This is a genomic window from Rhizobium acaciae, assembly GCF_025941625.1.
GTDB classification, from domain to species: domain Bacteria; phylum Pseudomonadota; class Alphaproteobacteria; order Rhizobiales; family Rhizobiaceae; genus Rhizobium; species Rhizobium acaciae.
The window spans coordinates 55,896-68,875 of the sequence record NZ_JAPCZO010000012.1 but is presented as its reverse complement, the minus strand read 5'-3'; the positions used below and the strand labels follow the sequence as shown (position 1 = coordinate 68,875).

15 protein-coding genes and 1 pseudogene are annotated in these 12,980 nt (G+C 62.6%); 6 read left to right on the top strand and 10 right to left on the bottom strand.

Annotated features, from left to right (window positions below; all coding sequences use genetic code 11):
* Nucleotides 1-20: 20 nt before the first annotated feature.
* From OLZ32_RS19640 to OLZ32_RS19625, 4 genes are all read left to right on the top strand, one after another.
* The gene (locus OLZ32_RS19640; protein ID WP_012756671.1) at nucleotides 21-497 is read left to right on the top strand and encodes a YcgN family cysteine cluster protein; all 477 of its coding nucleotides are present in this window, start codon (nucleotides 21-23) and stop codon (nucleotides 495-497) included.
* A gap of 225 nt (nucleotides 498-722) precedes the next feature.
* A complete protein-coding gene (locus tag OLZ32_RS19635) occupies nucleotides 723-1,706 on the top strand; it encodes a TerC family protein (RefSeq protein WP_264422168.1) in 984 nt (327 codons plus the stop codon).
* 45 nt (nucleotides 1,707-1,751) lie between these two features.
* Nucleotides 1,752-2,054, top strand: coding sequence for a hypothetical protein (locus OLZ32_RS19630; RefSeq protein WP_264422166.1), 303 nt, complete (start codon nucleotides 1,752-1,754; stop codon nucleotides 2,052-2,054).
* A gap of 29 nt (nucleotides 2,055-2,083) precedes the next feature.
* Nucleotides 2,084-2,710 (top strand): exopolysaccharide biosynthesis protein, encoded by a 627-nt coding sequence (locus OLZ32_RS19625; protein ID WP_264422164.1) that lies wholly within the window; start codon nucleotides 2,084-2,086, stop codon nucleotides 2,708-2,710.
* On the opposite strand, the gene OLZ32_RS19620 is transcribed toward OLZ32_RS19625, so the two are convergent.
* A complete protein-coding gene (locus OLZ32_RS19620) occupies nucleotides 2,707-3,276 on the bottom strand; it encodes a TetR family transcriptional regulator (protein WP_264422162.1) in 570 nt (189 codons plus the stop codon). The genes OLZ32_RS19625 and OLZ32_RS19620 overlap by 4 nt on opposite strands.
* 233 nt (nucleotides 3,277-3,509) lie before the next feature.
* Between OLZ32_RS19620 and OLZ32_RS19615 the strand changes: the two genes are divergently transcribed.
* Nucleotides 3,510-4,424, top strand: coding sequence for an SDR family oxidoreductase (locus tag OLZ32_RS19615; RefSeq protein WP_164054437.1), 915 nt, complete (start codon nucleotides 3,510-3,512; stop codon nucleotides 4,422-4,424).
* 103 nt (nucleotides 4,425-4,527) lie between these two features.
* Here OLZ32_RS19615 and OLZ32_RS19610 read toward each other — a convergent pair whose 3' ends face one another.
* The 5 genes from OLZ32_RS19610 to OLZ32_RS19590 form a co-directional block, all read right to left on the bottom strand.
* Nucleotides 4,528-5,595, bottom strand: coding sequence for a fatty acid desaturase (locus OLZ32_RS19610; protein WP_264422367.1), 1,068 nt, complete (start codon nucleotides 5,593-5,595; stop codon nucleotides 4,528-4,530).
* A 301-nt stretch (nucleotides 5,596-5,896) separates the two neighbouring features.
* Entirely contained in the window at nucleotides 5,897-6,040 is a 144-nt protein-coding gene (locus OLZ32_RS19605; protein ID WP_003546677.1) for a hypothetical protein, read from the bottom strand.
* Between the two features lie 468 nt (nucleotides 6,041-6,508).
* Complete coding sequence (locus OLZ32_RS19600) at nucleotides 6,509-6,844, bottom strand: hypothetical protein (RefSeq protein ID WP_003546678.1); 336 nt, start codon at nucleotides 6,842-6,844, stop codon at nucleotides 6,509-6,511.
* A 95-nt stretch (nucleotides 6,845-6,939) separates the two neighbouring features.
* A complete protein-coding gene (locus tag OLZ32_RS19595) occupies nucleotides 6,940-7,317 on the bottom strand; it encodes a hypothetical protein (RefSeq protein ID WP_011651107.1) in 378 nt (125 codons plus the stop codon).
* 94 nt (nucleotides 7,318-7,411) lie between these two features.
* Complete coding sequence (locus tag OLZ32_RS19590) at nucleotides 7,412-8,812, bottom strand: MFS transporter (RefSeq protein WP_264422157.1); 1,401 nt, start codon at nucleotides 8,810-8,812, stop codon at nucleotides 7,412-7,414.
* A 122-nt stretch (nucleotides 8,813-8,934) separates the two neighbouring features.
* Here OLZ32_RS19590 and OLZ32_RS19585 point away from each other — a divergent pair, with 122 nt between their 5' ends.
* The gene (locus OLZ32_RS19585; protein WP_264422155.1) at nucleotides 8,935-9,897 is read left to right on the top strand and encodes a LysR family transcriptional regulator; all 963 of its coding nucleotides are present in this window, start codon (nucleotides 8,935-8,937) and stop codon (nucleotides 9,895-9,897) included.
* A 7-nt stretch (nucleotides 9,898-9,904) separates the two neighbouring features.
* Here the strand turns inward: OLZ32_RS19585 and OLZ32_RS19580 are convergent, their stop codons facing one another.
* The 4 genes and pseudogenes from OLZ32_RS19580 to OLZ32_RS19565 form a co-directional block, all read right to left on the bottom strand.
* Entirely contained in the window at nucleotides 9,905-10,285 is a 381-nt protein-coding gene (locus tag OLZ32_RS19580) for a VOC family protein (RefSeq protein ID WP_264422153.1), read from the bottom strand.
* A 149-nt stretch (nucleotides 10,286-10,434) separates the two neighbouring features.
* Complete coding sequence (otnK, locus tag OLZ32_RS19575) at nucleotides 10,435-11,688, bottom strand: 3-oxo-tetronate kinase (protein ID WP_264422151.1); 1,254 nt, start codon at nucleotides 11,686-11,688, stop codon at nucleotides 10,435-10,437.
* 1 nt (nucleotide 11,689) lies between these two features.
* Nucleotides 11,690-11,815 (bottom strand): annotated as a pseudogene (locus OLZ32_RS19570) (D-erythronate dehydrogenase); the annotation flags it as partial.
* A gap of 299 nt (nucleotides 11,816-12,114) precedes the next feature.
* Entirely contained in the window at nucleotides 12,115-12,957 is an 843-nt protein-coding gene (locus OLZ32_RS19565; RefSeq protein WP_264422149.1) for a transglutaminase-like domain-containing protein, read from the bottom strand.
* Nucleotides 12,958-12,980 lie beyond the last annotated feature (23 nt).

The following is a 12,980-nucleotide window of genomic DNA, read 5'->3' as shown; positions in this document are numbered from 1 at the left end:
GCTGTTGCAAGAAACGAACGATGAACGATCTGCCCTTCTGGAAGAGCAAGACGCTTGCCGAAATGACCGTCGCCGAGTGGGAAAGCCTCTGCGACGGCTGCGGCCTCTGTTGTCTCAACAAGATCGAGGAATGGGATAGCGGCGATATCTATTTCACCTCGGTCAGCTGCAAGCTGCTCGATGGCGAAAGCTGTCGCTGCTCCAGCTATGAGAACCGCTGGGATTTCGTGCCGGACTGCGTGCAGCTGACCAAGGAGAATGTGCCCGATATCGCCTGGCTGCCGCCCACCTGCGGCTACCGGCTGGTCAATGAAGGCCGCGACCTCTACTGGTGGCACCCGCTCGTCTCCGGCGATCCGGAGACCGTCCATGCCGCCGGCATTTCCGCGCGAGGCCGCGCGATCAACGAAAATGAGATCGATCTCGACGATCTCGAAGATTACGTCGTCGACTGGCCGCTGACCGTGGGCGAGGAGAAGGACGATGAGGACGCGTGAGACGGCTGGCGAAGGCTTTCTCTTGCGGTGCGAATGACGCATTCGCACAGCGCACGCCTTATCTCCGGCGCGACATATAAAATTGGCACTGGCCGCTGCTTGATTATTGAAAAGTGAGACCCTACTTGCGGTGCGACCCGCTGGTCCGGGCCCCTCTGGCGAGAGCTTCGGCACTCTTGCGATGTCGGACCCTTCTCCGACAACCAGTGCCGCAGGGGACTATCCTTGAATCTCTCTTTTTTGTTCGTCGAGTGGCTGGGAACGCCGCTCTGGATGTGGTCGAGCTTTTTCGCCCTCGTCATCGCCATTCTATCGTTCGACCTCGGTATTCTTCATAAGCAGAACAAGGAAATCGGTGTCGGCGAAAGCGTCAGGCTTTCCGCTCTCTATATCGCGCTCGGCCTTACCTTCGGTGGTTGGGTATGGTGGTACCTCGGCTCCGAGGCCGGCCTTGCCTATATGACGGGATTCGTCGTCGAAAAGACGCTGGCCCTCGACAACGTCTTCGTCATCGCCCTGATCTTCTCCTTCTTTGCCGTGCCGCGCATTTACCAGCACCGGGTGCTCTTCTGGGGCATTCTCGGCGTCATCCTGCTGCGCGCCATCATGATCGGCGTTGGCGCGACGCTGGTCGCCGAATTCGCCTGGCTTCTCTATATCTTCGCCGCCTTCCTGGTCGTCACAGGCATCAAGATGCTGGTCATCAAGGAGGCCGAGCCTGATGTCTCGAAGAACATCCTCGTGCGCTTCATGCGCAGCCGCTTCAACGTCACCGAGGACCACCACGGCGAACGGTTTTTCGTCAGAAAGGCAAATCCCAGGACGGGGAGGGTGACCTGGTTCATCACGCCGCTCTTCATGGCGCTGGTGATGGTCGAAGTGGCCGACGTCATCTTCGCCGTGGATTCGGTCCCCGCGATCTTCGCGATCACCACCGATCCGTTCATCGTCTACACCTCGAACATCTTCGCGATCCTCGGCCTTCGCGCCCTTTACTTCGCGCTTGCGGCGATGATTCATCGCTTCCGTTACCTGAAGCCGGCGCTTGCCATCGTGCTGATCTTCATCGGCTCGAAGATCTTCCTCGCCGATCTGCTGGGCCTTGAGAAATTCCCCGCCGCGCTCTCGCTCAGCATCACCTTCGCGATCATCGCTGCCGGCGTGGTCTGGAGCCTCCTCAAGACGCGGGATCCGCAGCAGCCCGCCTGAGCGGGCTCTGCACACAGAACACGTTAACAAACGAAGGAAACAGATATGATTTCGAATTTCATCGGCTGGATTTTTGCCCTGCTCGTCGTCGATCCGTTGCAGGCTGAGATACAGCAACAGGCTGAGCGCGCCCGGCTTCCCGTGGAGATCGTCCGCCAGTCCCAGGCCTGCCTGACATCCCAGGGGCCGAAGCTCATAGAGCGCGCCGCCGGCGACTACGGCTGGGCGGCGGCCACAGTCGTCAGCATAGCGATCGGCCATACCGCGCCGGCCGAACTTCTCAACGGCAGCGACCCACAATGCGCAGCCCTCGTCGGCGCCCTGAAGGGAGCCGACGAGGGTGCGTGACGGCTGCCAGCTGAAAAATGGACTGCGTGATGTCTTATCAAGACGGAAATAGACGGCGGCCGCGCGGTGTGGCCACCGCGCGGCTCCGGGAGATGCTGGAACTCGCCCGGGTGAAGGGCGGCCTCTCCATCGGTGAGGCTCTGGAGGCGATGGGCTCGACGAGCATCGCCTTCACCATCCTGTTCCTGGCAATCCCGGCGCTGACCCCGATTCCCGGGCCGTTCGGAATGGTTTTCGGTACCGCGCTCGCGCTGGTTTCCCTCCAGATCGTTGCGGGCGGCCGGAAGGTCTGGCTGCCCGCCATCGTCAGGGATCGCCGGGTTTCGTCCGCGGCGCTCGATCTCGTCGTGGGGCACGCGGTCCCGGTGATCGCCCGGGTGGAGAAGGTCGTGCGCGCCGGTCGGCTGGAGGCCCTCACCGGCCCGACGGTGCAGGCGCTTCTCGGCATTCCTGTCTTCCTGCTCGCCGTGGTGATCGCGCTGCCGATCCCTTTCGGCAATATTCTGCCGGTGTTCTCGCTGGTGGTGCTCGCCGTCGCCCTGATGGAGCGGGATGGTCTCGTCACCCTGATCGGACTGCTGCTCACATTGGCGACCATCGTCGCGACCGCCGCTTTGCTTTATTTTATCAAGGCGATGATCTTCACAGTCTCCTAGGCTGAGTGGACAGGTACCGCGGCGAGGAAGCGCCGAAGCTCCGTCTCCACATAGGCGGCCACCGGCCCCTCGGCGCCAAAACCCCACCAGATGAGCGAACCCTGCCATTGCGACAGCATCAGCCGGGCGATCGTTTCCGGCGCCTTCGCCGATCCGAAACATCGAGCGATCGCCGCCGTCAGTGCCGTTCCCCAGGCCGCCCCTCGGGCGCGCAGCACCGGATCGCGAAAATCCTCGCGAAGCACCAGCAGTCCCTCGCCATAGGCGGCGGCATTGTCGCCGTAATCCTGCGACAGGCCGACGAGCAGCGCGACGGCGCCTTCCGGCGTTTTCGGGACGGTCTCGGCAAGCCGCGCCGTTTCCGCATCCAGCCGGTCCCAGGCATAAAGCAGCGCGGCGCGCAGCATCGCCGCTTTCGTGGCGAAACGCTGCACCAGCGTCGAGCCGGAAAGCCCGCTGGCTTTCGCCACCGCCGCAAAGGTCGCTGCATCCGGCCCCTCGGCATGAATCAGCGCCAGCACCATGGCGAGAAGCTGTTCGTCGGACAGTGTACGGCGGCGCGGCATGAAATTCCTCTTGCATTCACGTTATATATAAACGATCATTCGTTTATAAACAAGGAGCGCCAGCTGGAGCAATTCCAGGAAAAGTGTGAAGCGGTTTTCCGTCCGGGATTGCGTAAAAACAAAGAGCCAATTCCTGGCGCTTCCATGACGGCATGAGGCGTTCTACAGCGCCGCGCCTCTTTAGAGGCGCAAAGGACGCTGTAACACTTTGCAGTAGCGTGGAGGATGGAGAAGTGACAGCGAACTTGCGGGAGAAAGTGGCCTTGGTGGCGGGTGCTACGCGCGGCGCCGGCCGAGGCATCGCGGTGGAACTTGGTGCCGCCGGCGCCACCGTCTATGTGACCGGGCGCACGACGCGCGCCCAGCAATCCGAGTATGCCCGACCGGAGACGATCGAGGAGACGGCCGAGTTGGTGACGTCAGCCGGCGGCAAGGGTATCGCCGTGCAGGTGGACCATCTCGTCCAGCAACAGGTCGAGGCGCTGGTCGCCCGCATCCGCGGCGAAGCCGGCCGGCTCGATATTCTCGTCAACGACATCTGGGGCTGCGAGAAGCTGTTCGAATGGGACAAGGCCGTCTGGGAGCATTCGCTGGACAAGGGCCTGCGCATGCTGCAACTCGGCATCGAGACGCATCTGATCACCGCCCATTACGCTCTGCCGCTGATGATCGAGCGGCCCGGCGGGCTGCTGGTGGAGATGACCGACGGCACGGCCGAATACAATGCCACCCATTACCGGCTGTCGCCCTTTTACGACCTCGTCAAAACGGGTGTCACCCGCATGGCCTGGGCGCATGCGCAAGATTTGGAAAAACACGGCGCCACCGCCGTTTCCATCACGCCCGGCTGGCTGCGCTCCGAAATGATGCTGGATGCTTATGGTGTTGGCGAGGAGAACTGGCGCGAGGCGACGAAGGCGCAGCCGCATTTCGCCATTTCCGAAACCCCGCGCTTCGTCGGCCGGGCCGTTGCGGCGATCGCTGCCGATGCCGACCGCGCCCGCTGGAACGGCCAGTCGCTGTCGAGCGGCGGAGTGGCCAAGACCTATGGCTTCGACGATATCGACGGTTCGCGGCCGGATTGCTGGCGCTACATGGTGGAAGTGCAGGATCCGGGCAGGCCGGCTGACGTGACGGGTTATCGCTAAACAATTCCAGGGAAAGAGGGGCTTTCCCTGGAATTGGATGCAGGCAAAAGGTCAGAGCGGCTCTGCGCTTCCGTGAAAGCTAAACCGCTCTAACGCCCCGTCATCATGCTGCGGCAAGCCGCGCCGCCTCGCGAAACGAGACCAGTCGTTTCGTCTGTTCGTCCCACAGCACCAGCTTGACGCAACGCAGGCTTTCCATGAGCGTGATGCGGCCCAGATCGGCAAGCTCAGGATGATCTCGTAGCACCTCCGGCAGCCGGTAATACGGCACCCGGCTCGACAGATGATGTACGTGGTGGATGCCGATATTGCCGGTGATCCAACGCAGCACCGGCGGCAGGTCGTAATGCGAGGCGCCGTGCAGGGCCGCATGCTGGAACTGCCAGTCCGGCTCCTTCGACCAATGTGTTTCCTCGAATTGATGCTGGACGTAGAACAACCAGACGCCGGCAGCACCTGCGAGAAGTACGGTCGGCAGATGCACCAGTAAAAAGGGGACGATCCCGACCGCCCAGATCAGCAGCGCGGCGACCACTGCGATGGCAAGGTTGGTCGCCATGGTCGAGATCCAGGGCAGGGCGCCGGAGCGCATCATGCCGAAAGGCAGGCGCTGCTTGAAGAGGAACAGCCATGCCGGTCCGATCCCGAACATCACGATCGGGTGCCGGTAGAGCCGGTAGCCGAGCCGGCCCCAGTGCGACAGCGCGTTATATTCGGCGATCGTCAGCGTTTCGATGTCGCCAACGCCGCGTTCGTCCAGGTTCCCGGCCGAGGCGTGGTGTTCCGCATGCGCCCGGCGCCAATAGTCGTAAGGCGTCAGCGTCAGGATGCCGATCGTGCGTCCAACCCAGTCGTCGACGCGGCGACGAGCGAAAAACGAGCCGTGGCCGCAATCATGCTGGATCATGAACAGCCGGAGCAGGAAAGCGGCGGCGGGAAGGACGAGGATCAGGCCGGGCCAGAAGCTGTAATGAACCGCTGCCCATGCTGCAGCCCAGAACAGCGCGAAGGGGACGACGGTGACGGCAAGCTCGAAGGCGCTGCGTCCGGCCCGCGGCTGGCGATATCCGGCAAGGATCTTCAGCCAGCGCTTTTCAGCGAAAAGCGCCGCTTGCTCCGCGGATCGCTCCGGGTTTTCGGATCGCTCCGGGTTGTCGTCGGGCTCACCCATAGGGGCCACTTGGATTTCCTCGCACTCGCTGCGGCGCGTAGATTCGATCACAGAGTGACGCCGTGAAAGGCGGCGATCGCCGAAAAGCCGAGTGCAATCACCACGGCCGAACGAATGAGGAAGAGCGGATAGTCGAAGTGGTACATCGTATGAAGAGTGGTCATGGTTACAGCAATTCCTGTTTTTCTGAAAACATGTCAATGGGTGATGGTGTCACGCCGGAGCGCGGCGCGTTCGACAAGACGCGCTATCACTTGCGCTGTTATGCGCACGGGGCGGAGCGGGGGCTCGATAAGAGGTTCTATTTCTTTGGAGCACTGCCCTGCGGGGCGGTTTTGGTCGCCGTCTTCATCTGATTGGCGAATGTGCTTTCCACCTTCGCTGCCTGCTTGTCCTTCTTCGGCTTCCGGACCTCGCGATTGCTTCTTACTTGTCCTTTTGCCATCGATAAAATCTCCCTTTAGATCGAAATTGAAAGCCGCAGCCTGCGTGGTATTCGCCCCGCTTGTCGGTCGCGATCGGAGATCGCGGGATCGTCATGAGGGGCAACCCGACAACACCGGGCCGCAGGGATGGAATGAAAATGATGCCTGCTGAAACCGCATCGCAGTCTGGAGGCGGATGACCGGAGAGGTCACCGAAAGCCAAACCCGACGTTGAGACGGGACGTCACCATGCTTTCGCGATCGGGAAAATGGCGGGGCCGGAAATCCGGTCACCGCAAATGCCGCATCGGCCAAATCAGCGAGCCCTCCTTATAGAGTAAAATTGAGGTGCCATTAAGGCCACCGCCGCAGGAAAGCCATATTTCCACAGGGGATAAAACGTGCCGCGCAAAACTGGGCAGCGGTTTTGCGATAACAGCATGCGAAACAATAGGGCTAAAGCGCGAGGGATAAATCTTCCGACGCGCTTAGTCATTCACGGGAAACAGGCGGATCAGCTTCGTTCTTTCCATCTCCGCACGGCCTGATGCAGACATGATGCCGCGGGCCAAACAGAGTTCTATGTCCCGTCCGATATCGAGCGGTACCAGCATGCCGCCGGCCTTGAGCAGACGGTCTGTCATCGACAGAAGCAGATCCACTTTCGCCCGGCAGCCATCGATTTCCAGGAGCGCCACCCGGCGCTCCCTGTCGATGTCGGCAAGATCTCTAGCCTGCTCGCGTTGTTGGTAAGCCCCGAATTGTACCCATCCGAAATAACCGGCCGCTGCGACGCAGATACAAAGCAAGAGGGCTTTTCGCACAATATTCCTTCGGAGCCGGGCGGCTCGCTTGCCGCTAGAAATCAGTGAGAGCATGATGTCGTCCGAAAACCGCTCACACTTTTCGGCATCATGCTCTAGACGGCGGCGCGTCTTTCGCGGGGCAATCCCTGTATCGCATATCGGTTAAAGACGGGGGTTACCGGTTTCGGCGGCGTTTTCAGCTTGCCGAAATGGTGTTCGAGCGCTTGTGAGAGCATGGCCGGCGAGGTGACGCCCTCTTCGAACAGCCTGATCAACAGCATGGCGGCGACGTTAAAGACACGTTCGTTACCGATCAGGATTTTGGCGTCGTAGCCGGCGTCGTCGAGCACGCCTTGCAGCATGTCGAGATCGGACGAAGTCAGATGCGACTTTTCGAAAGTGGAAGACATCGGTCCTCCTTTCATCGGGGCAAGGGTATAAAAACCCTCAGTCGGCAGCGCCCTTACACTGGCTGCCGAAGTTGCGACCATGCGCCTTTCACCCAGGCAACGCAACGGGATTCTTTGCAGCTGTCGCTCCGGTTCATGAGCAGCCCGCACCGGTCAGGGTGCGGGCCGATGGAGGTCATTCCGCCGCCTGGTAGCTGGGTCTCCGGGCGGCCGATGTCCGCGGCCCGGTGGCTGCAAGCAGGGTAATCGCCACCGCAAGCAGCGCCACGAAAGCGATGCCGGCGACATAGGGGTTCCAGCCGAAATGCGGTGCGGCGCCGAAGACTGCCGAGGCCGCCGCAAGCACGATGCCGCCGCCGATCTGGAAGGAGGCGAAGAGCAGCCCGGAGGCGAGCCCCGACTTGTCGTCCTCCACGTCGGAAAGGGCCGCGACCTGCACCGAGGGGTAGGTCATGGCGTAGCCGAGGCCGAGCGGGATCTGCGAGAACAGCACGAGCAGGATCGGGTCGACATGTCCGAGTGCGGTCACCCAGAAGATATAGCTGAACGCCTGCAGGCCGACACCCGCTGCCATCAGCCCGGTGGCGCCGCGATTTTGCGCGAGCGTCGCAAAACGTGGCGCCAGGAACATCACGAAGACGCCGCCAAGCGCAAAGCAGAAGCCGGTGGTGAAGGCCGACCAGCCGATGACGTTCTGATAATAGAGCGTCGCCAGGAACTGGAAGCCGACATAGGCGCCCTGGAAGAGGGCGGCGATCGCATTTGCATGCCGGAGCTTGGCCCGGCGGAACATGCCGAGCGGCACCATCGGATCGGCATGGCGCGCTTCGACCACGAGGAAGAGCAGGATCAGCACCAGCGACGCGACGAGCGAACCCCAGGTCGCAAAAGCCTGCCAGCCGGCGGCCGCAGCATTGGTGATGCCGAAGACGAAGAGCAGCAGCCCGGGGGTGATCGTCAGCGCACCGGCCCAGTCGAAGCTCGGCCGCGGTCCCGTCCTTTTCGGGTCGGCCGGCAGCGCCAGCGGCGCAAGAAGGAGCGTCAGGATGGCGACGGGCGCGCCCATGACAAGCGTCGCCCGCCAGCTGAAGATCGTCGCGGCACCGCCGAGCACCATGCCGAGCACGAAGCCGGTGGCGCCGGTCGAGGCGAAGACCCCGAGCGCCTTTGCCCGTGCGGTTCCCTCGCCGAAGACGGAGAGCAGCAGCGCAAGGGCGGCAGGCGCGGTGAAGGCGGCGGCAATGCCCTTGATCAAGCGGGCGGCGATCAGCGTCGGCCCGCTATCGACGAAGCCGCCGGCGATGCTGGCGGCGGCAAAGATCGCCAGCGACCAGAGGAAGACGCGGCGATGGCCGAAGACGTCGGCGACCCGGCCGCCGAGCAGCAGGAAGCCGCCATAGCCGAGCACATAGGCGCTGACGGCCCATTGCAGCGATGTCGCCTCCATGCCGAGTTCGGCCTGGATGGCGGGAAGCGCAACGCCGATGGTGGAGACGTCCATGGCGTCGAGGAAATTGGCGGTGCAGAGCAGCAGCAATGCCAGCCCCGCCCCGCTTCGCGATTTGGAAAGAGTCATCGAAATCGTTCCTTCTTTGCTGCCGCCTCATCGGGGAGGTTGCCGGGCGGCAGGGAACGAGAAAATGTACAGCTTCCTTTCCTATTGCAAATTGATAGTAGCCATGCCAGGTATTACTGACGATGATGAATGATACCACTCTTCGCAAGATCGATCTCAATCTCCTGTTGGCCTTTTCGGTGCTGATGCAGGAGCGCAATGTCAGCCGAGCCGCCGAGCGGCTGCTGCTCGGCCAGCCGGGCCTGTCCGCCGCCTTGCGGCGCCTGCGCGAGGCGCTGGACGACGAATTATTCGTGCGTGTCGGCCGCGGCCTGCAGCCGACACCGCGCGCCCTTTCCATCGCCCCGGCGATCGAGGATGCGCTCTCGGGCATCGAGCGTGCCATCCGCCCGCAGGCCGAATTCGATCCGGCCAGCTGGCAGGGCGAGTTCCGCATCGGCATGTGCGACAATCTCGAATCGGCCTTCTTCGGCCCGCTTGCCGCCCGTCTTCTAAAGCTTTCACCCGGTGCCCGGCTGATCGGTATCGCTTCCGAAAAGCGCGATGCCGCACGCCGGCTGGATGAAGGCGTCTTCGATTTCAGCGTCGCGATGCACGACGATCCCGCCTCCTGGCACATTCGCGCGCCGCTGTTCGACCAAGTCTCGATCTGCATCTACGATGAAGCTCAGCTCGGGCTGAAGGCGCCGTTGAGCCTCAAGGATTTCGCCAAAGTCGCGCATGTCACCGTCTCGTTTGAAGGCAACACCTCGACCGGTATCGACATGGCGCTGAACCGCACCGGCGATGTGAGACAGGTGGTGGCGACCGTCCCGCGCTTTTCCGCTCTGCCGATGGTGCTGAAGGCGATGCCTGCCATTGCCACCGTGCCGGAATCGATCGGTCGCTGCATGGCGCAGTTGCATGGGCTGATGCTTTGCGAGCCGCCGCTTTCGCTGCCGGCCGATCCCGTGACGATGCTTTATCGCCGAGTCGACCAGACGGACGGCCGGGCGCGCTGGTTCCGTCGCCTGTTCATCGATGTAACCAATAAAGCGCTCGAAGCTTCCGGCTGCTGCGTATCCATTCCGAGAGCCGCTGCCTGACGGTCCGTTATAGCTCGCCTTTGTGAAAATACGCTTCGAGGCGGTAGCCGTCCGGGTCGATGATGAAGGCGGCATAATAGAAGCGCCCGTAATCCGGCCGCACACCTGGTTCACCATTATCCGTGCCGCCGGAGGCGACGGCCGCCGCGTGAAAGGCATCGACCGCCGCCTCATCAGGCGCGACGAAGCAGAAATGCAGCCCGGATCGCATGTCGGCAACAACAGGCTGCTCGACCTGCATCACCCAGAGCCCGACCGTGTCCGGGCCGTAACCGATCGTGGTGTCGGAATTGGACTGGCGCTCATATCCGAGCGGCGCCAGCGCCGCATCGTAGAAACGACGGGCTCTTTCCAGGTCTTTTACGCCGATGGAGATATGATCGAACATGGACTGCGAACTCCTTCTCTGCTCATCCTCGGTGTGAGCTCTCTCATCACCCGGTGTGAGCTCTCTCACCCCCAAGATGGCACGATGACAACATCTTTCAACCGCCGTCCTAAGTCAGCGAACGGGCGCATCGTCAGCGGCCTGCGCGTTCATTCATGGCCGGCGATCCCGTCCAGCGCCTTGGCGAAGAAATCGGGGGCTCCGAAATTGCCGCTCTTCAGCGCAAGCCCGAGCGGTCCGGAGCGATCGGCCACGAGAACGGGCACGCCGGGATCGATCTCCGGCCCGATCATCATGTTTTTGAGACCGAGCGCTTCCACCACCGCGCCGGAGGTTTCTCCGCCGCCGACGACGATCTGCCGCATGCCGGCATCGGCGAGCCGCCGCGCCAGTCCACCGAAGAAGGTCTCGATTTTTCCAGCCACGTTCTCGCGCCCGAAACGCTGCTGCACGAAGCTCACCACTTCAGGAGCGGCTGTCGAATAGACGATCGGATTTTCGGCGGCATTCGCCTCCACCCAGCGTGCCGCGCGCTCCACCGACATCGAGCCGCGCATCAGCACCGCCGGATCGATCGCAAGCCCCGGATGGTTCTGCAGGTGGCAGGCGACCTGGTTCTGCGAGGTCGTCGAGCAGGAGCCGCAGATCACGACACCGGGACCGTCGACCAGGGGCACCTCGGTCGCAGCGCCTGAGAGCTTGCCCTGGTCGCGGAAATTCTGTGGCAGGCCCTGCGCAATGCCCGATCCGCCGGTCACCAGCTTGTGGTCGGCGACCGCGGCCGCGATCGTCGCCAGGTCGGCGTCCTCGATGGCGTCGACGACGACGAGACGGTGGCCGGCGGTGAGTTCGGCGCGCAGGCCGTTGCGCAAGGCCGCAGCGCCAGAGCGCACCACGTCGAGCGTAATGCTGCCGATCTCGCCCTTCGTCTGCTGCCGCAGCCAGCGGCGGATGTCGGGATCGGTCATCGGCGTCAACGGATGGTTCTGCATGCCGGATTCGCTGAGCAGCCGATCGCCGACGAAGAGATGTCCCATGAAAAGCCGCCGGCCGGTCGCCGGAAAGGCCGGGCAGACGACGGCGACGCCGGTGCCGGTGAGGCGCAGCAGCGCTTCGGCCACCGGCCCGATATTGCCTGAAGGCGTCGAATCGAAGGTCGAGCAATATTTGAAGACGATCTGCTCGCATCCCTGCTCGAGCAGCCAGCGCGCCGCCTCCAGCGACTGGCGCACCGCATCGTCGACCGGCGCCGAGCGCGTCTTCAGCGCGACGACGCCGGCCTCGCAATCCGTCTTGCCGCGGCCGGTGCCGATGAACTGCACGGTCGACATGCCGCCTCTCGCAAGCGTGTTGGCAAGATCGCTGGCGCCGGTGAAATCATCGGCAATCGCCCCAAGCAGCATGTCAGGAAAGCTCCGGCAGGCGGCCTTCGAGCCCGTCCTCGATATGCACGCGAATGATCTCGTCGAAGGATGTTTCAGCGCTGAAACCGAGCGCCTGCGCCCGGCTCGCATCGAAATTGCCCGGCGCAGCCACCAACTCGCGGCCGACCATCCCGGCCGCGCCTATGACAGGGTTTTTCATCTGAAGCGGCCCTCCACTCGAAGACATCGACGCCGGCTTCCGGCGCGAGTCGGCCCCGAACCGGCAATGTCTCAGTTAAGACAAGGCGAGCGACGCTGTCACGTGATTTTGGGGGAGGGCGCAGTTCGTCTCAGCGCTGCTGTGGGCGGCTGCTATGAACCGGGAACGGACAGGCGGTCCTATGGCAGCTACAGCCTGCGGCAAAGCCTGAGGCTGGAGATTGCCGCATCCGCCCAGGTCTCGTTCTAAACGGCGCCTTCGGCGACGCTTTGCATCTGTTCCAGGTTGGTCACCTCATAGGTCCAGACTCGAAACGCCTTCAGCACATGCGGTCCGAAGGAATTGATGAGCGGTATGTCGGCGGCATCGCGCCCGCGTGCGACGATGATGCGACCGATCCGCGGCGTGTTGTTGCGCGGATCGAATGCATGCCATGCACCGTCGAGGAAGACCTCGATCCAGGCGCTGAAGTCCATCGGATCGACGACGGGAATACCGATGTCGCCGAGATGACCATTGATATATCGGGCAGGAATGTTGAGGCACCGGCACAACGCCACCGCGAGATGCGCAAAGTCGCGACAGACGCCGACACGTTCGTGAAACGCCTCGAAGGCTGTCCGCGTCGATCGCGCCTGCATATAGTCGAATTGGATATGGCCGTGAACGAAGTCGCAGATCGCCTGAACGCGGCCCCAGCCGGGTGACACGGTGCCGAACATATCCCATGCAATTTGACTGAGACGGTCCGTCTCGCAATAGCGGCTGCCCATCAGGTAGACGAGGCAATCATCCGGCAACTCCGAAACCGGGACTTCCCTGGCGCCTGGCAGCGACCTGTCCGCCTGGCCGTCATCTTCGATCGTCGCATCGCCCCATATGGTCAGGTCGCCCGCCGGGGCAACCAGCCGAAGGCAGCGGTTGCCGAAGAGATCGCGATAAGTCGATGTGGGAACATCGGGCGTCGTGAAGACCGTTTCCGGAATTCTGATGTCGGCCGCACGATCATCATGAACCGACAACAGGCATACCAATGCGGTCGGCTGCGGGCAGGTCAGCGTGATTTCATAGCCGTAACGGATCAACATGGAGCGTTCCCGCGCGTTCGGAT

What these genes read in the sequence shown, in the direction of transcription:
- OLZ32_RS19630 (WP_264422166.1), top strand. Translation starts at nt 1,752, where the DNA reads ATGATTTCGAATTTCATCGGCTGGATTTTTGCCCTGCTCGTCGTCGAT.
- OLZ32_RS19580 (WP_264422153.1), bottom strand. Translation starts at nt 10,285, where the DNA reads ATGTTCGATCATATCTCCATCGGCGTAAAAGACCTGGAAAGAGCCCGT.
- OLZ32_RS19595 (WP_011651107.1), bottom strand. Translation starts at nt 7,317, where the DNA reads ATGGTCGCAACTTCGGCAGCCAGTGTAAGGGCGCTGCCGACTGAGGGT.
- OLZ32_RS19590 (WP_264422157.1), bottom strand. Translation starts at nt 8,812, where the DNA reads ATGACTCTTTCCAAATCGCGAAGCGGGGCGGGGCTGGCATTGCTGCTG.
- OLZ32_RS19625 (WP_264422164.1), top strand. Translation starts at nt 2,084, where the DNA reads ATGTCTTATCAAGACGGAAATAGACGGCGGCCGCGCGGTGTGGCCACC.
- OLZ32_RS19640 (WP_012756671.1), top strand. Translation starts at nt 21, where the DNA reads ATGAACGATCTGCCCTTCTGGAAGAGCAAGACGCTTGCCGAAATGACC.
- OLZ32_RS19565 (WP_264422149.1), bottom strand. Translation starts at nt 12,957, where the DNA reads ATGTTGATCCGTTACGGCTATGAAATCACGCTGACCTGCCCGCAGCCG.
- OLZ32_RS19585 (WP_264422155.1), top strand. Translation starts at nt 8,935, where the DNA reads ATGATGAATGATACCACTCTTCGCAAGATCGATCTCAATCTCCTGTTG.
- otnK (WP_264422151.1), bottom strand. Translation starts at nt 11,688, where the DNA reads ATGCTGCTTGGGGCGATTGCCGATGATTTCACCGGCGCCAGCGATCTT.
- OLZ32_RS19620 (WP_264422162.1), bottom strand. Translation starts at nt 3,276, where the DNA reads ATGCCGCGCCGCCGTACACTGTCCGACGAACAGCTTCTCGCCATGGTG.
- OLZ32_RS19605 (WP_003546677.1), bottom strand. Translation starts at nt 6,040, where the DNA reads ATGGCAAAAGGACAAGTAAGAAGCAATCGCGAGGTCCGGAAGCCGAAG.
- OLZ32_RS19610 (WP_264422367.1), bottom strand. Translation starts at nt 5,595, where the DNA reads ATGGGTGAGCCCGACGACAACCCGGAGCGATCCGAAAACCCGGAGCGA.